This is a genomic window from Halocynthiibacter sp. SDUM655004 (assembly GCF_026015885.1).
Lineage (GTDB): Bacteria > Pseudomonadota > Alphaproteobacteria > Rhodobacterales > Rhodobacteraceae > Falsihalocynthiibacter > Falsihalocynthiibacter halioticoli.
Genome location: NZ_JAPDUG010000001.1, coordinates 610,460 through 627,980, shown reverse-complemented (window position 1 = coordinate 627,980; position 17,521 = coordinate 610,460). Strand labels below are relative to the sequence as shown.

General features: G+C 54.4%; 16 protein-coding genes and 1 tRNA gene. 15 read left to right on the top strand and 2 right to left on the bottom strand.

Annotation, left to right across the window (positions count from 1 at the left end):
* Positions 1–10: 10 nt before the first annotated feature.
* From mreC to N9C89_RS03095, 5 genes are read left to right on the top strand one after another with little or no spacing between them, the layout of a single operon-like run.
* Positions 11–940 (top strand): rod shape-determining protein MreC, encoded by a 930-nt coding sequence (gene mreC, locus N9C89_RS03115; RefSeq protein WP_263952377.1) that lies wholly within the window; start codon positions 11–13, stop codon positions 938–940.
* Entirely contained in the window at positions 933–1,472 is a 540-nt protein-coding gene (locus N9C89_RS03110) for a rod shape-determining protein MreD (protein WP_263952376.1), read from the top strand. The genes mreC and N9C89_RS03110 overlap by 8 nt, the downstream gene beginning before the upstream one ends.
* A complete protein-coding gene (mrdA, locus tag N9C89_RS03105; RefSeq protein WP_263952375.1) occupies positions 1,469–3,388 on the top strand; it encodes a penicillin-binding protein 2 in 1,920 nt (639 codons plus the stop codon). Before N9C89_RS03110 ends, mrdA begins: the two co-directional genes overlap by 4 nt.
* Positions 3,385–4,524 carry a rod shape-determining protein RodA gene (gene rodA / locus N9C89_RS03100; protein ID WP_263952374.1) on the top strand — a complete coding sequence of 380 codons (1,140 nt, stop codon included), beginning with the start codon at positions 3,385–3,387 and terminating at the stop codon, positions 4,522–4,524. Before mrdA ends, rodA begins: the two co-directional genes overlap by 4 nt.
* A 9-nt stretch (positions 4,525–4,533) precedes the next feature.
* Positions 4,534–5,466 carry a 2-hydroxyacid dehydrogenase gene (locus N9C89_RS03095; RefSeq protein ID WP_263952373.1) on the top strand — a complete coding sequence of 311 codons (933 nt, stop codon included), beginning with the start codon at positions 4,534–4,536 and terminating at the stop codon, positions 5,464–5,466.
* Here the strand turns inward: N9C89_RS03095 and N9C89_RS03090 are convergent.
* Both N9C89_RS03090 and N9C89_RS03085 read right to left on the bottom strand, forming a co-directional pair.
* Positions 5,463–6,257, bottom strand: a complete 795-nt coding sequence (locus N9C89_RS03090) for an SseB family protein (protein WP_263952372.1) — start codon at positions 6,255–6,257, stop codon at positions 5,463–5,465. The genes N9C89_RS03095 and N9C89_RS03090 overlap by 4 nt on opposite strands.
* Positions 6,235–6,849 (bottom strand): uracil-DNA glycosylase family protein, encoded by a 615-nt coding sequence (locus N9C89_RS03085; RefSeq protein ID WP_263953271.1) that lies wholly within the window; start codon positions 6,847–6,849, stop codon positions 6,235–6,237. The genes N9C89_RS03090 and N9C89_RS03085 overlap by 23 nt, the downstream gene beginning before the upstream one ends.
* Positions 6,850–6,923: 74 nt before the next feature.
* Here N9C89_RS03085 and N9C89_RS03080 point away from each other — a divergent pair, with 74 nt between their 5' ends.
* The 10 genes from N9C89_RS03080 to N9C89_RS03035 all read left to right on the top strand — a co-directional run bounded on the left by N9C89_RS03080 (position 6,924) and on the right by N9C89_RS03035 (position 17,395).
* Positions 6,924–7,271, top strand: a complete 348-nt coding sequence (locus tag N9C89_RS03080; protein WP_263952371.1) for an ArsR/SmtB family transcription factor — start codon at positions 6,924–6,926, stop codon at positions 7,269–7,271.
* Positions 7,264–8,301 (top strand): permease, encoded by a 1,038-nt coding sequence (locus N9C89_RS03075; protein ID WP_263952370.1) that lies wholly within the window; start codon positions 7,264–7,266, stop codon positions 8,299–8,301. Before N9C89_RS03080 ends, N9C89_RS03075 begins: the two co-directional genes overlap by 8 nt.
* Positions 8,302–8,410: 109 nt before the next feature.
* Entirely contained in the window at positions 8,411–9,670 is a 1,260-nt protein-coding gene (locus tag N9C89_RS03070; RefSeq protein ID WP_263952369.1) for a Na+/H+ antiporter NhaA, read from the top strand.
* Positions 9,671–9,869: 199 nt separating this feature from the next.
* A complete protein-coding gene (locus N9C89_RS03065) occupies positions 9,870–10,529 on the top strand; it encodes an ABC transporter ATP-binding protein (RefSeq protein WP_263952368.1) in 660 nt (219 codons plus the stop codon).
* Positions 10,513–12,048 (top strand): capsule biosynthesis protein, encoded by a 1,536-nt coding sequence (locus N9C89_RS03060; RefSeq protein ID WP_263952367.1) that lies wholly within the window; start codon positions 10,513–10,515, stop codon positions 12,046–12,048. The genes N9C89_RS03065 and N9C89_RS03060 overlap by 17 nt, the downstream gene beginning before the upstream one ends.
* Before the next feature lie 132 nt (positions 12,049–12,180).
* Entirely contained in the window at positions 12,181–13,677 is a 1,497-nt protein-coding gene (locus tag N9C89_RS03055; RefSeq protein ID WP_263952366.1) for a phosphomannomutase/phosphoglucomutase, read from the top strand.
* A gap of 137 nt (positions 13,678–13,814) precedes the next feature.
* A tRNA-Gln gene (locus tag N9C89_RS03050) sits at positions 13,815–13,889 on the top strand.
* Between the two features lie 135 nt (positions 13,890–14,024).
* Complete coding sequence (locus tag N9C89_RS03045; protein WP_263952365.1) at positions 14,025–14,855, top strand: NmrA family NAD(P)-binding protein; 831 nt, start codon at positions 14,025–14,027, stop codon at positions 14,853–14,855.
* 331 nt (positions 14,856–15,186) lie between these two features.
* A complete protein-coding gene (locus N9C89_RS03040; RefSeq protein ID WP_263952364.1) occupies positions 15,187–16,026 on the top strand; it encodes a sulfotransferase family protein in 840 nt (279 codons plus the stop codon).
* A gap of 178 nt (positions 16,027–16,204) precedes the next feature.
* Entirely contained in the window at positions 16,205–17,395 is a 1,191-nt protein-coding gene (locus tag N9C89_RS03035; RefSeq protein ID WP_263952363.1) for a polysaccharide pyruvyl transferase family protein, read from the top strand.
* Positions 17,396–17,521 lie beyond the last annotated feature (126 nt).

Below are 17,521 nucleotides of genomic sequence, written 5' to 3'. Positions count from 1 at the left end.
GGGAGATACCGTGGCAAGCGAACGCACGAACAACGAAAATTATACAAGGCCAATCCGGCGGGTGCTGGTTGGCCTTCTTGTGCTTGTGCTGCTGGCGGTGTTCCTTGTCTGGCGGATTGATAGCCCACGCGTGGAGCGTTTCCGCGCGCAGGTAATCGACACGATCATGCCAAGTTTCGGTTGGGCGCTGGCGCCGGTCACGGCCTTCGGCAATATGGTCGATGACTTTCAGGGCTACGCAAAACTCTATGAACAGAACCAAGAGTTGCGCCGCGAACTACAGCAGATGAAAGCGTGGAAAGAGGCTGCACTTCAGCTTGAGCAACGCAACGCCAAACTGCTCGACCTCAACAAGGTGCGCCTTGATCCGAAACTCACGCACGTCACGGGCGTTGTTCTCGCCGACAGCGGCAGCCCGTTTCGCCAATCGGTTTTGGTGAATGTCGGCGCCCGCGATGGGGTACAGGACGGCTGGGCCACGATGGATGGCATCGGCCTTGTGGGGCGTATTTCGGGCGTGGGAAGCGAAACCTCACGGGTTATCCTCCTGACGGACAGCAACAGCGCCATTCCTGTAACAATCCAACCATCGGGACAACGTGCGTTGATGCGGGGCGAGAACTCCGCGGCTCCGCTAATTGAATACCTTGAAAACCCCGAGCTTGTTCGCCCAGGTGATCGCGTTGTGACCTCGGGTGACGGCGGCGTGTTTCCTGCGTCCCTGCTTGTTGGCCAAGTTGTTCAGGGCGCGGATCGTCGCCTGCGCGTGCGACTTGCGGCAGACTACGAGCGGCTCGAGTTCCTTCGAGTGCTGCGCAGCCGCCCAACCCGCGTGATTGACGAAGACAGCGCGCTGATCCTTCCAGTAGCACCAGCGGTGACCGAAGCCGAACCAGAAGAGGCAACCGAGTCCGAAGAGAGTGAGGCGGGCGATGGATAGCTTGCCGATTTCACGTGCGTGGTTCTTTAACCTGCTTTTTGTTGTTGTTGCTTTCTGTACGCTGTTTCTCCACCTGCTGCCGTTTAAACCCGCGCAGACCGGTGGCGCGGCACCGGACCTGATGCTTTGCATTACGTATGCATGGGTTTTACGCAGGCCGGACTATGCTCCTGTCTTTCTGCTGGCGGTCGTGTTTCTGACAATGGACCTTTTTTTCATGCGCCCGCCCGGATTGCAGACCGCTTTGATCATCCTAGGGGCTGAATTCTTGCGCAACCGCGCGCAAGTTAACCACGAATTGCCATTCTTGATCGAATGGCTCCTTGTGGCATCAGTTATGGTTGGCGTGATGCTTGGCGGGCGGTTTATCCTGTTCCTCGTGGGCAGCGATTTGCCCTCTTTGTCGCTAACGTTGCAACATCTCGCTGGAACGGTTCTGCTGTATCCCGTTGTCGTAATCCTCTCAACGCGATTGCTCGGCGTGCGCAAACCATCGCCTGGCGATCTTGATGCACGAGGGCAGCGCGCATGAAACGGCCTCCCAAAGATACAGAAGCAAGCGCCCGCATGATCACCCGCCGCGGGTTGATCCTCGGGGCGAGCCAGATCGGATTTATGGGGCTGCTCGGCCTCCGGATGCGTTATCTTCAGGTGGATCAGGCCGACCAGTTCCGTCTTTTGGCCGAAGAGAACCGCATCAACATACACCTGCTGCCGCCTGCGCGTGGTTTGATCCATGACCGCAACGGCGTTCCGCTGGCCCAGAACCAACAGAACTACCGTGTCGTTGTACGCCGAGAAGACGCGCGCGACCTTGAGAATGTGCTGCTGCGGCTATCCAATATTGTGCCGCTCACACAGGAAGACATTGATCGCATTCAAAAAGAGCTGCGCCGTGCGGGGCCATCGGTTCCGGTTACAATTGCGGACCGCCTGAGCTGGGAGATATTTTCAGAAGTCGCGATCAACGCCCCTGCCCTTCCCGGAATTACGCTCGATGTCGGGCTGTCGCGGCTCTATCCGCTCAAGGGCGATTTGGCCCATGTGGTGGGATATGTCGGGCCGGTGAGCGATTACGATCTCTCCAAACTCGAAGACCCGGACCCGCTCCTGCGTATTCCGCGCTTCCAGATCGGGAAGTTCGGAGTCGAGGCCAAGACCGAAATGGAACTGCGCGGCACTGCGGGCACAAAACGCGTTGAGGTTAACGCCACGGGCAGGATCATCCGCGAGATTGACCGCAAAGAAGGCGATCCAGGCAATGCGCTGCAGCTTACGATCGACGCACGGCTCCAGAACTATGCCCATAAACGCCTCGAGGGGCTAAGTGCGTCGGCCATCGTTATGGATGTGCGCAATGGCGATTTGCTCGCTTGCGCATCCGCGCCGTCGTTTGACCCGAACAAATTCGTCAAAGGCATTTCGGTCCCCGATTACCGCGAGCTAACCGAAGACAAATACCGCCCGCTCGCCTCCAAAACCGTGCAAGACCGGTACCCACCTGGCTCGACGTTCAAGATGATTACGTTGCTTGCAGCACTTGATGCGGGCGTGATCAGTGCTGAGGAGACGATACGTTGCCGCGGCCACATCGAGATGGGCGGCCGACGGTTCCATTGCTGGAAGCGCGGCGGGCATGGAAACGTCAATCTTCACAACTCGCTCAAAAAATCCTGCGACGTCTACTACTACGAACTTGCGCAGCGAGTTGGGATCGACAAAATCGCCGAGATGGCAAAGCTCTTCGGGTTTGGCCAGAAGTTTGACGTTCCGCTCTCTGCGGTATCGTCTGGAACAGCTCCCAACAAAGAGTGGAAGCAGCGGGTATATCAAAAGCCTTGGGTGATCGGCGACAGCCTCAATGCCTCCATCGGTCAGGGGTTTGTATTGGCAACACCGCTTCAGGTTGCTGTGCTTTCTGCACGTCTGGCAACGGGGCGCTCTGTTTCTCCACGGCTTATCGCGTCGGTCAACGGCGTGCAGGAACCTCCACGCAGCGGTGAGCCTCTTGGCCTGAACGAAAATCACCTGCGCTATGTGCGCAAAGCGATGTTTGGTGTTTGTAATGAAACCGGCGGAACGGGGTATGGCTCTCGCATCGTCGAAGACGCCTATCGCATGGCCGGAAAATCCGGAACCTCGCAGACACGAAGCCGCGTTGTGAACAACGCAAATGCCCCTTGGGAAGAACGCGACCACGCGCTGTTTACCGCTTTTGGCCCCTATGAAAACCCAAGTATCGCGGTCGCGGTTGTGGTTGAACACGGCGGTGGCGGATCATCGGCGGCGGCGCCGGTCGTGCGCGATATTGCGCTTCAAGCGTTTTATGGCGGTAACCCGCCCTTGTCTGCGTATCCCGCCAAAGACCGCGCCCGCATCAGCGCCCAACAGGAAGACTACGAAGCGCATATCCCGCCCTTCCTCAAACAGAAGTCGGACCGCGCATGAGCTATTTAGAATACAACGTCAAAACCGTCCCAAGCGGCATTCGTAAGATCCTCTATTTCAACTGGCCGCTTTTGGTGTTGCTGGCAACGGTGTCTTGCGTTGGGTTCATGATGCTCTACTCGGTTGCGGGTGGATCGATGACCCCATGGGCCGAAGCCCAGATGAAGCGCTTTGGCCTTGGCGTTGCAATGATGTTTGTTATTGCGATGGTTCCGATCTGGTTTTGGCGCAATATCGCCGCGCTTGCCTATATCTTCGGGCTAGTTCTCTTGGTGGTGGTCGACCAGTTTGGCGAGGTCAATATGGGGGCAAAGCGTTGGATCAACCTTGGTTTCATGCAGCTTCAACCCTCCGAACTGATGAAAATCGCGCTCGTCATGTTGCTCGCGGCTTATTACGACTGGCTCGACATCAAAAAAACCTCACGCCCTCTGTGGGTCTTGCTGCCTGTGATCATAATCCTGATCCCGACCGCGCTTGTCTTGAGGCAGCCTGACCTTGGCACCTCGATCCTATTGATTGCAGGCGGGGCAATTGTGATGTTCCTCGCTGGCGTGAGTTGGTGGTATTTCGGCGCAGTGATCGCCATGGTGGTTGGCGCAGTAACTGCTGTATTCCAGTTCCGTGGTACGCCTTATCAGTTCCTCAAAGACTACCAGTACCGCAGAATTGATACCTTCCTTGACCCGTCGGCCGATCCGTCCGGTGCGGGGTATCACATCACCCAATCCAAGATCGCGCTCGGCTCTGGCGGCTGGACAGGGCGCGGCTTTATGCAAGGCACGCAGAGCCGATTGAATTTCCTTCCCGAAAAACACACAGACTTTATCTTCACGACACTCGCCGAGGAATTCGGCTTTGTCGGTGGGTTTAGCTTGTTGGGTGTTTACCTGCTTGTGATTGTCTTCTGCATGGTCTCCGCATTTCAGAACAAAGACCGCTTTTCCGCGCTCCTGACGCTTGGCATCGCGGGTACGTTCTTCCTGTTCTTTGCGGTGAATATGTCGATGGTCATGGGGCTTGCGCCTGTGGTTGGTGTTCCTTTGCCGCTGGTATCTTACGGCGGGTCGGCGATGCTTGTTTTGCTCGCCGCTTTCGGCCTTGTTCAAAGCGCCCACATACACCGCCCAAGATAGGAATTCACCATGCTAAACGTTTTGTTCTCGGCCAGAGATGGGCTCTGGGGCGTTTACGAAGAGCCGCTCCGCAAGGCTTTTGCGTCACGGAATTTGAGTATCAATCTCCAGCCGGACTTTTCTGATCCGGAACTGGTGCATTATATCGTCTATGGGCCGACTGGCCCTTTGCAGGATTTTACCCCCTATTCTAACGCGAAAGCTGTGTTGAACCTCTGGGCCGGTGTCGAGCGGCTGGTAAAAAATCCGACGCTCACGATCCCACTTACTCGGATGGTCGACACTGGTTTGCGCGAGGGCATGGTGGAATATGTGACCGCGCATGTCTTGCGCCATCATCTTGATACCGACCGTCAGGTTTTGAACCAAAACGGCGTTTGGGACGTTGTTATTCCTCCGCTCGCACGTGATCGAACGGTTGCCGTTCTGGGACTCGGCGCCTTGGGCGAAGCTTGCGCGCGCCAACTTGCAACGCTTAATTTCAACGTGCTGGGCTGGAGCCGCCGCCAGAAAAAGTTAGACGGCGTCTCTTGTTTCTGTGGCGAGGATGGATTGCGCGAAGTACTGAGCAAGAGTGACATCGTTGTTCTGCTCCTCCCGCTAACTGATGGTACGGCGAATATTCTAAATGCCGACACCCTCGCGCTGCTGCCAGAAGGGGCGGCGATTGTGAATCCCGGCAGGGGCGCTTTGATAGATGATGACGCACTGCTTGCAGCGCTCGGTTCGGGGCAAGTCGGCGCCGCAACGCTTGATGTGTTCCGCCAAGAGCCCCTGCCCGCGGAGCATCCATACTGGCACAATCCCAAAGTTACCGTGACGCCGCACATCGCTTCCGAAACGCGCCCCGAAACGGCGAGTGAGATCATCGCTGACAATATTCACCGAAATGAAAACGGCGAGCCTATGCGATTTCTCGTAGATCGAAGCGCAGGGTATTAACGCAGGATCGGCGGGCTGTTCGGATCGGTGCCAGGCGCTTTGGCGGCGGCTGGTTCCGGCGCGGCGGCCGGTTCGGGAAAATCAAATACAAGCGCCACACGCGCTAACCGCTCGGCGATTGGATCGTCGCTGCGCAGGAACACCACATCAAGCTCCCCCGCATCAATGCCAGAGAACACCAGCGCCTCGTTCGTCGCTTTTGCCAGCGCTTCTTGCGCCCCAAGCTTGGCGTCAAGATACGCCAACAGGTGCCCCCTGCGTCCTGATTTATAGGTTACTTCCGCGAGAAACGCTTTGCTGGCAAGGCCAACCGCCGTTGGCAATTTGCGATCAAGTGCGTTCAAAAGTGCGTCCGGCAGCGCCTTTGGACGGGCCACCTCAACCGGCAATTCTGCCGCTTCCTCTGGGGCGTGTTCCAGCGTTTGCAGCAGCCAGTCGAGCATATCGGGTGTAATCAGGTTTTCTCCTCCCTCAACACCAAGGTTCACGCCAAGGCCAATGTCCTGCCCTTGAATAAGGTTGGCGATCACGCGGCCAGAGAGCGCAACAAAGGGCGCAGGCTTGCCGGTAAACGCCGAAAGCCGCTCTTCGCGATCAAAAACGAGAAGGAACTGCCCCGCTGGCGTTTCAAAAACCTCTGGCTTGATGCGCTCTCCCTCTGCTTCCTCTTCAAGCAGAAGGAACAATTCTGCATCGGCCAGCCGCTCGAAATACACAAGCCGCGCGGCCTCGTCGTTTTGGGCTGCGCCCATCGCGGCAAAGGCCAGATCAATCGGAGTTTCGTTTGGCATATAGCACCTCTTTGACGCGCTGGCGCAGCTCGGGCAGGAGTTCGGCCTCAAACCACGGATTTTTCCTGATCCAGCCTGTATTGCGCCATGACGGATGAGGCAAGGGAAAGCGGCGCGGCGCATGATCGCGCCATGCGGAAACTGTGGCCGTTACCCCGCCTTTTGCTGCGGATCCGAACTCCCGTTTCTGTGCATACCCACCAACCAGCAAAGTGATTTCTGGAGCAAGCTCCGCGCGCAATTCCTTGTGCCATGTCTTTGCGCAAATTGGCGGCGGTGGCAGGTCGGATTTTCGGGCATCGTATCCCGGAAAGCAAAACGCCATAGGCATGATAGAAAAGAGATCACGATCATAAAATGCGTCGCGCTCTACCCCAAGCCAGTCGCGTAGGCGATCACCGGAGCGGTCATCAAACGGGATTCCGCTTTCATATACCCGCGCACCTGGAGCTTGCCCGATGATCAGGACCGGTGCATGTTTGCGCACCCGAACAACAGGGCGTGGCTTATGGGCCGTTTCGGTTGCGGCGAACCGGTCCGCGCAAATTCGGCAGGATTGAATTTCGGCAATCAATGGCCCGAGAGCAGTCATGCTTGCAGTATGCCGCTCTGATCTGGAAAACAAAACCTGTTGACTCATTTCTATATTTCTATAATTGTAGAAATATGGAAAATACAGAGATCGAATCCCAGTCCAAGCTCGACCTTCTGACCGCCGCTGCGCGGTTTGCAGCGCTTGGTAGCGAACAACGCCTTGAAGTGCTGCGCGTGTTGGTGCGCGCAGGACCAGAGGGCACGACCATCGGCACCCTTGGTGAACGCAGCGGCGTTACGGGATCGACCCTGACCCATCACCTCAAGATCCTGACGCAGGCAGGGCTGGTGGTTCAACGCAAACAAGGGCGCAGTATCATTTGCGCCACCGCCGACTACACAGAAATGCGCGACCTTGCCGATTATCTTTTGCGGGAATGCTGCGCCGATTGCCCAGATTCGGAACATCATCATGACTGACACACCCCATACCCACGCCCCGGCGACCCCTCCAATCTGGCGCCGCATTGACGGCGCATGGGCGGCAATTGTTATAATTCCGCTGCTGGTTGCCATCTTTGATCCGGCACAATTTGTTCCGACAATCACATTTGCTGGCGGCGCGATTGCACACACGGGGATTTTCATCGTTTTCGCCGTTTTAACGGTTGGATACCTAAAGGCATCAGGTGCCGAGGCGCTCTTGGCCAAAGCGTTCACAGGGCGCGAAACGCAGATGATTTTTATGGCCGCAGCGCTTGGCGGATTATCTCCGTTTTGTTCTTGCGAGGTTATCCCGTTCATTGCGGCATTGCTTGCTCTCGGCGCGCCTCTTTCTGCTGTGATGGCATTCTGGTTGGCTTCGCCTCTTATGGATCCTGCAATGTTCTTCGTCACAGCAGGCACGCTCGGCTTTGACTTTGCAATCGCGAAGGGTATCGCGGCTATCGCACTCGGCATTTTCGGCGGCTTTACAGTGCGCCTCTTTGCCAACTCCGCCGTATTTGCTGACCCTCTAAAGCAACGGCAGACGGCATCAGGATGCGGATGCGGCCCCTCCCCCTTCAAGGGGAAGCCTGTATGGAACATCCTGCCTCACGCTGACCGCCGCTCGGTCTTTGGGAGAACGGTACTGGATAATGCGCTCTTCCTCGGGAAGTGGCTCTTGCTGGCCTATATGATCGAAGCTTTGATGCTGAACTACATTCCTGCGGAAAAGATCGCAGGTGTACTTGGCGGCGACGGGGTTATGCCGATCCTGCTTGGGGCGTTGATTGGCGCACCGGCCTATCTCAACGGATTCGCCGCCGTACCGCTTGTTGATGCGCTGCTACAGCAAGGGATGAGTAACGGCGCAGCCATGTCCTTTGTGCTCGCTGGTGGTGTGAGCTGCATTCCGGCCGCCCTCGCGGTCTGGGCGCTGGTCAAACCGCGCGTATTTGCGGCCTATATCGGTATCGCAATGGTCGGCGCGTTTCTGGCTGGACTAAGCTGGAGTCTCGTTGCTTAAGCCAGCTTACGCTATTCCTTGAAACAGCTTCCAGCGGCCGAGCGCTTGCTTGGCCGCCCCGATTCCACTATCCCTTTCCTAAAAATATTTCGACAGGGCAGGAGACGGTATGTATCGCGTTTGGGACTTTATTACCAATTATTCGATCCTTTTGATCACGGGTGCCCTGACGGCGCTACTCTGGGCAAACATCGACCCCAAAAGCTACGACGCGCTCGTTCATCTTGTTTTGATCGACGATTTCTTTATCGGCCACGCCCATGAACATGACGGCCATATCGTCCGCACACTCACGCTCCATTATCTGGTGAATGACGTGCTGATGGCGTTTTTCTTTGCCATCGCAGCAAAGGAAGTCTGGGAAGCCGTCATCCTCAAGAACGGCAGCCTACGTGGGAAAAAGGCCGCAACACCGCTGATTGCGACGCTCGGCGGGATGATTGGGCCGATAACAGTTTACCTTGGGGTTGCCTATGTCATGGGCAGCACAACCTTCAACGCTGTGGCCAACGGCTGGGCCGTTCCAACCGCGACTGACATTGCGTTTTCCTATCTTGTTGGGCGCCTTATTTTCGGCGCGGGGCACCCAGCGGTTCGGTTCCTGTTGCTTTTGGCGATTGCAGATGACGCAGCGGGTCTCATTATTCTGGCAGTGTTTTACCCAACGGGCGATCTGGCGCTGCAATGGCTTGGCCTATCTGTTGGGGCTGCGCTCGCGGCGTTCTTCTTTTTCAACTATCTCCCCCGCCGCCTTGATCGGGGAGATCAGCTGCGCAAAAACTCAACATGGGTGCGCAAGAAGCTTGGTTTCTGGCCTTATCTCATTGCCGGATGTCTGTCGTGGTATGGATTTCAGGAAGCGGGTCTACACCCATCCCTAGGCCTATTGCCCGTCATTCCAGCAATCCCGCATGCAGACCGCGCTTTCGGCATTTTCGCCGCAGCGGAGGAACACCTGCAAGATCTATTGAACCATTGCGAGCACCTGCTTGAGCATCCGGTCGAGGTTATCCTTTTCTTCTTCGGACTCCTGAACGCAGGGGTACAGTTTGGAGCGATCGGTGATGCAACTTGGCTCGTCCTCGCAGGCCTGATGATCGGGAAGCCATTTGGCGTTCTACTCTTCGGCTATTTCGGCGCGCACATCTTGAAGCTTGGGCTTCCAGCAGGCATGCGCACGGTTGACCTCTTTATCATCGGCTGTGTGGCCGCCATTGGCTTTACCGTTTCGCTCTTTATTGCCGCTGTCGCGTTTGAACCGGGCCCTGTGCAGGATGCCGCTAAAATGGGCGCACTCTTTAGCTTTGGTGCCGCGATCGTCTCCTACATTGCGGGGATCCTGCTTAGGGTGGAGAAAAAAGAGTTCTAGGCGGCGACCATACATTTGGACGCCCTACTCAACCAAAGCCCCGGCCAATGTATCGGGGTTTTGCGTTTCTGGGTGCGGCCACAGAAAAACCATTGTAAACCAATGATCAACTTCGCCATACTAAGGTTGGGTGAACAGCAATAAAACAACGCCCGAACACAGCATTTGAGGCAATGGAAAGAGCGCAATCAGCACGGAAATGCTTGAATTTGTGAATGTCAGCAAGTCCTTCTGGACCGGTAAACAGCGCAAGGTCATTCTTGATCAGGCAACATTTCGCGTTGAGCTTGGCAATTCCATGGGCATTCTGGCCCCCAACGGAACGGGTAAGACCACCATTATCAACATGATGGCTGGCCTAGAAAAACCTGACGAGGGAATAATCAACCGCAATTGCCGCGTGTCCTTCCCGCTTGGCTTTATGGGCGGCGTTTCGAACAAACATACGGCGGTTGAAAATTCACGCTATATCGCGCGGCTTTATGGGCTCGATCCAGATTACATCGAAGCCTTTTGTCGGTGGCTCTGCGGGCTTGAGGAATACTTCGAAATGCCCGTCGGCACCTATAGTTCAGGGATGCGCGCGCGGTTCAGTTTTGCTCTGCTTCTTGCGCTGGAGTTTGACATCTATTTGATCGACGAAGGCATGCCCTCAACAACCGATGTTGAGTTCAACCGTAAGGCGGGCAGCATCCTTCGTGATCGGCTGCAGAAATCCACAGTTGTGATTGTTTCGCATCAGGCGCGCACGCTTGAGAAATTCTGTAGGTCCGCAGCGGTGTTAAAAGGCGGTAAGCTGCATATGTTCGACACATTGGAAGAGGCAAAAAGGCTCTATGACTATGACGACCAGAGCTAGGCGCTTTAACATCCGCAAGAGCGCAACCCAGAAGGCATCTCCGCTCGGAGACGCTGCGAAAGAGGACGCCACTCCACAAGAACGTAACGAAGCCGAAATCAACGCGCGCAAAGAAGCAGCACTTGCCGCGATCCGAGAAGAAGGCCTGACCGGCCGCCAACTGCGCACAGCGCGGCGTGTCGCGCAAAAGCATGGGCTTACACCAATCTCGGATTTTGACGCTGTCCGTATGTTGCGCGAACAGGGCATCGACCCGTTCAAGCGCTCGAACATGCTTGATATCGTTGGCCCAACTGGCGGCAACAATCAGACAAACACCCTGCCTCAAGCTGAAACATCGCCGCTGCCATCCACGCCGTTTATCCCTGCTGATGGCGGATTTGGCGAGCTTGAGCGCATCCAGAAAGACATTGCAAAACGTCGGCGTCGGCGGCTTTTCATGCTGTCACTTCGACTGTTGCTGCTCGTATTTTTGCCCACTGCCATTGCGGGATATTACTATTACAGCATCGCGACCCCCATGTACGCGACCTTCTCCGAAATGAAGGTGCAACAGGCCCAAAGCCCCTCAAGCGCGCCGGTGGGTCTCCTTGCGGGTACACAGTTCGCAACGTCCGAAGACAGTATTGTTGTACAGGATTATCTCCAATCCCGCGAAGCCATGCTGCGCCTTGATGAAGCGCTCGGTTTTAAATCACATTTCAGTCAGGAAAGCATTGATCCCGTACAACGCCTTGATCCTGACGCCACCAACGAAGCAGCCTATAAGCTATACAAAAAGAACGTGAAAATCGGCTATGATCCGACCGAAGGGATCATCCAGATGGAGGTGATCGCTGCGGACCCAGAACTGGCCACCAAATACGCAGAGTTCCTGATTTCGATTGCCGAAGAACAGGTCGACAGCCTCTCGCAACGCGTACGAGACGATCAGGTTGAGGGCGCGCGCGAAAGCTATGACGAGGCTGAACTCGCTGTCACCAACGCGCAGCAAAGGGTGATTGACCTCAAGGAGCTGTACGACGTGATCAGTACGGAGCTTGAAGTCTCGCTTCTGACAAACCGCATTTCAGCGCTTGAACTGCGTGTAACCGAAGATGAAATCGCCCTACAGGAGCTTAACGCCAACCCGCGCCCGAACCGAACCAAAGTTGCGACACTTGAGCGTGGCATTGCCAGCCGCAAAATTGTGATCGAGGATTTGCGCGCCCAACTCACCGAAGGAATTGCAGGCGGCAAATCGCTCGCGCGCATTCAGGGCGAACTCCAGATCGCCGAAAGCGACCTGTTGACCCGTGTGACCATGTTGCAGGCCGCGCTACAAAATATGGAACTCGCCCGTGCCGAAGCCGCGCGCCAAACACGATACCTTGTGACTGCCGTTTCACCGATCACACCTGATGAGGCCGCTTATCCTCGTGCTTTTGAAAACACTGTGCTGGCATTCCTGATTTTCTCCGGAATCTACTTGCTCTGCTCGTTGACTGCCTCAATTCTAAGGGAGCAAGTGTCTGCATAAACTTCTCGAACGCCATGAAATCGCCTTGCGCAACAGTTATGATCGCCCCGAACACCGACGAAGCCTCAGCTTCATTTGCGACAATATTTATTAGTTTTTAACTATTTCGCCTGTACAGGACACATGAATATTATGAAAAAGCCGCTCTCCACCGTTACGCCAAACACTTGGGATTTCCTGCGCGATCCGATGATCACACCCACAGGGTTTCGCGAATATGACGCACGCTGGAAATATCCAGACGAAATCAATCTGCCCGGCATTACAGCTCTTGGTCTTGGCCTTGGTACGCAAATGCGAAAGCGCGGGATCGAGCCTGTTATCGCTGTGGCAAATGACTATCGCGACTATTCCCTTTCGATCAAAAACGCGCTGATTGTTGGGCTGATGCAGGCTGGCATTCAGGTCAAGGATATTGGCCCCGCACTATCTCCGATGGCGTATTTCGCACAGTTTCACCTTGATGTGCCCGCAGTCGCCATGGTCACGGCAAGCCACAACCCCAATGGCTGGACCGGCGTAAAAATGGGCTTCGAGCGCCCCCTGACCCATGGTCCGGACGAAATGAGCGAACTTCGCGAGATCGTACTGAATGGCGAAGGCGTTGCTGCAGAAGGAGGCTCTTACGAATTCATTGATGGCGTGATGGACGCTTATATCGACGATCTCGTTGGCGATTTCAAAATGTCTCGCAAGCTACGCGTTGTCTGCGCCACAGGCAACGGAACGGCATCTGCGTTTGCGCCCAAGGTGTTCGAGCGAATGGGCGTTGAAGTGGTCGAGAGCCACAACCGCCTTGATTATACATTCCCGCATTACAACCCGAACCCCGAAGCCATGGAAATGCTTCACGATATGGCGGACACGGTGCGCGAAACCGGCGCGGATTTCGCGCTTGGTTTTGATGGCGATGGGGACCGCTGCGGCGTTGTAGATGACGAAGGTGAGGAAATTTTTGCCGATAAAGTCGGCGTCATCATGGCGCGCGATTTGTCGAAACTTTACCCGAATTCAACCTTCGTGGCCGATGTGAAATCCACGGGGCTATTTGCCTCCGATCCAGAGCTAATAAAAAACGGAGTCACGGCGGATTATTGGAAAACTGGCCACAGCTATATGAAGCGCCGCGTCAAGGAAATCGGGGCATTGGCAGGGTTTGAAAAGTCCGGCCACTACTTCCTCGCGGAGCCTGTTGGGCGCGGATATGATTGCGGGATGCGCGTGGCGGTCGAGATTTGCAAGCTTATGGACCGCAACCCCGACAAGAAGATGTCTGACCTGCGCAAGGCTTTGCCACAAACTTGGTCAACGCCCACCATGTCTCCCTATTGCGCCGATACCGAGAAGTACGAGGTGCTAGACCGCATCGTCGAGAAACTCGTCGCAAAAGAAGCCGCGGGCGAAAAAATTGCCGGCCATGGCATCAAACAGGTGGTTACAGTCAACGGCGCGCGCGTCATCCTTGAGAACGGTGCTTGGGGGTTGGTGCGCGCGAGCTCCAACACACCTAACCTTGTGGTCGTCTGTGAAAGCCCCGAATCTGACGCGGAATTGCGACAGATTTTCAAAGAGATTGACGAGGTTATCCGTACAGAGCCTTCGGTTGGAGACTACGACCAAACGATTTAATCTCTGCAAATCAACGCGGTGTGGCGTGCCCTGCTGCACGCCGCACCGACGATACGGGCGTGACCAAAAAAATCGCAAATAGCGGCATTTCAGGGCTTGAAGACTCGCAACGCTCGTCGTAAACAGCCGCTCACAGTTGGGGTGTAGCCAAGTGGTAAGGCAACGCTTTTTGGTAGCGTGTACCGTAGGTTCGAATCCTACCACCCCAGCCACAAACTTTCCCACAATCCAAGCTCACATCCGAACACGTTGCTTTAGCGCGCGAAATTGTTGCATCAGCACGTTTCAGGTGGCACCAAGTTTGAATTCAATGCTTTGTTCAACACTTGCGTCAAAAGGCCGTCAAAATGGATATTCTGGTTACCGGAGCGAGCGGCAATGTGGGCAGCGAGATTGTTAACCTCTTGCTCTCTCATGGGCACAATGTTTTTGCCGGCACGAGATCTGGCTCTTATGGGCAAAATGATAACGTAATACCTACAGTGGTTGACTTTGAGCAGGGCATTAAGCCGGAGCGCACGTTTGACGCAATCTTTCTCATGCGCCCGCCGCAATTAACCGACCCCGATATCTTCGAACGCTTCTTGCAACCCTACGCGCGCTCAACGCGGATTGTGTTTCTTTCGGTAATGGGCGCAGACACGAAATCCTACCTACCGCATGCAAAAATCGAAAAGAAGATCGCCGAGATGGGATTTGAACACGTGTTCATTCGGCCGACCTATTTCATGGAGAACCTTCTGACAACGCTCTGGCCAGAACTGGACGCAAACAATCGCGTGTATCTCCCATCGGGGAAGTTGATATTGAACTGGGTGTCGGTTCGCGATGTGGCTTCTGTCTCCGTTGCGGCGCTGACAGGCCAGATCAGCGATCGCGGCGTTTTGGTTAACGCTGGCGTTTATGCAGGGTTTTCGGACGTTTGCTCAACGATCAACGAGATTGCAGGAACAAGCATCACATATGAGCCCGCGCGCCTGTTTGGCTACATCCGGTACATGCGGAAACAGGGAAATGATTGGCCATTTATTGCGGTTATGCTGCTCTTGCATTTTCTTCCTCGACTAGGCCCTGCAGCGAAACCCCTCCCCGCATCGCCTAAGCTCCCTGCGCATGAGTTTGAAACGCTGGAAGACTTTGTCCGTCGGAACGAAGATCGGTTTAGGCAATTGCGCTAACGCCAATAGCCAAAAAATCTACGGTCGCGATTACAGCCGTACATTGATCCATTATGGCGGTTCAGGCTTACTTTCCCGTGCTCGACCACAGAATGCACAATTGATGCGAAATCTCATCATTGTCATCAAATACGCATAAATCTATGGGAGTTTACTTACATTCCTTGACAGCTCAGCAAAGCTGACATGATTAATGAGGAGAACGTTCGATCGAGACTGGGGGAGTGGCCTCCAAGAAACCTAATTCTCATTTGCTAGACTTAACATTTGCGTGGTATCGTCGGTATTTACCGCTAATTTCCAGCGCACAGATCAGAGACTCCACCAGCTAATGCAATTTAAAGATATCGATTTCGTCATTATCGGCGCCGCCAAGTCAGCGACGACATGGCTTCAAAAGCAATTACAGATGGATCCGGCAGTTTATATGCCTGATCCAGAGCTACATTATTTTTCTAGAGAGTACAGTCGGGGGCCGGACTGGTATTTTTCGCAGTTTGACTCACAAATGAGCGACAAGATCGTTGGCGAGAAATCCAACTCCTATCTCTATGAGCCCGAGTCCGCGGCACGTCTTCACAACGACTTGCCAGACGTTAAGCTGATTGCCCAGCTGCGCAATCCGGTTGAACGGGCGTATTCCAGCTATTGCATGCGCTTTAGACGCGGCGAGGTTGGCAAAGATATTGAAACATATCTGGATCCTTCTCAGGGCGAAAACCTCAAATACCTGATCTCTGGTAAATATGCAGCGCTCCTTCAAGACTACATAGATCTCTATGGTCACGAAAAGCTACTGATCTTATTTTTCGAAGGTGTCGCGGGCGATCCGGAGACACAAATCTCACAGGTCCGTTCGCACCTTGGCCTTCCGCCCCGCCAGATTTTGGTGAACGGAACCAAGAAAGTTAAGGACAAGACAACAGAGACGGTCCCTCCCGGGTTGCGCCGTAGCCTGGCATGGATGAAACCGATCGTTCGCCCCCTTCGCGGGACGTCCGCTTTCGAGACCGTCCGAGGATTGGTTGCCGCGCAGCCTAAGTACCCGAAACTAACAGACGAGCTGCGCAATCGTTTGAACGACTATTACCATCCATCGATCGAAGCTCTTGAGAAAATGAGCGGGCAATCTCTTAGCCACTGGTATCAACCATCGGATCGGGCCAATTGATGCAACACTCTCATTCTTTAGGCACAAAAACTAAGCCCAAGACCATCACTTGCCGCGTTTGATGACCAAAGACTAATCAGGACAGACACCACGACATTTCGGAAATCCAAGGAGGAAAAGCGGAAGTGTAAGTTTTTCGCTAACTAGTATGAAAAAGTTTATTATTACCGGAATACAGATGAGAAACAAAGGCTCTCAGGCTATGTTTCTATCGCTTTGCTATGGCTTAAAGGCCATTTACAAGGATTGCGAAGTTATTGGTTTTGCGAACAAAACTGACGACCCGGAGCAATATGCCTTCAAGCTATTGCCGTACGACAACTACACGCGTCTGGTGTTCAAATATAACCTGAACAAAGTGCCGTTGCTGGAGCCGCTTATAACGCGCCTCGCTGGGAAGTCGCGAAAGACAGACAAGTGGAACGGCAAGGTTTCGGAAATGGATAAAGCGCTGCGAGAAGCGGACGCCATTCTTGATGCAAGCGGCTACACACTTGGTTCCGGCTGGCCAAAAGGTGGTGGTGAGTTGCTGCTTCAGACGATTCAAATCGCGAAGCGCTATAAGAAAAAAGTCATCCTGATGCCCCAAAGCTTTGGGCCATTCGACTGGGATGACGATGGCGACAATGAGGAATTCCTTAAGAAAGTGAAAAAGGAATTGACCTACGCCACAAAGATTTATGCCCGCGAGAAAGAAGGATACGCCTGCCTGAAATCTCTGGATCTGGATAATGTCGAATTATCGGCCGATATGGTAATTCGCGAGAAGCTCTTTCCGACGGCAGACGAGATTTATGCGTCCTACACGAATGACGAGGCAAACTACCCTGTCAAAGGCTCAGTTGGCTTCATCATAAATGAAAACGTGTTCCGTATTGGCGACTCCGGTGCTGTTTTTGATCTCTACGCAAAGAGCTTGGACAGGGTCGTGGACAACGGCGAAAATGTCTACATCCTCTGCACGTCCACAGCGGATATTCACCTTGTTGAGCAGGTTCTGAGCAAAACAAAGAACAGAGACAAGGTAACGGTAATCACCAAAGAATACGCAAGCCCGGAACTGATCGACATCATCGCAAGGTTCAAATACGTGGTTGCGTCGCGGTATCACTCGGTGGTTTTTGCCTACAGAAGTGGTGTTCCGGTAATCACACTCGGCTGGGCCAGCAAATACATCGACCTCGCCGAGCATTTCAAACAGCAAGATTACGTGTTCGACATTAGAAACCCGGGCGTTGATCAGATCATCGAAAAGATCGACATGATGGGCAAGAACTACGAACAGGAATCCCAGCGCATCCTCGAACAGTTGGAGAAGCTCCAGGAAACTTCTGTTATTCAAGATGCCGTAAACGCTTTGGAACGCTAAGCCGGCGCTCCCCACTTACAGGGTGCGTCACCTAAGGCGAAAGCTGACCGAAATAAAAGCAATGAGCCGCTTCGAAAACGAGGCGGCTCTTTTTTTCACGGGGCCTAGAATACAATTATTCGGCCA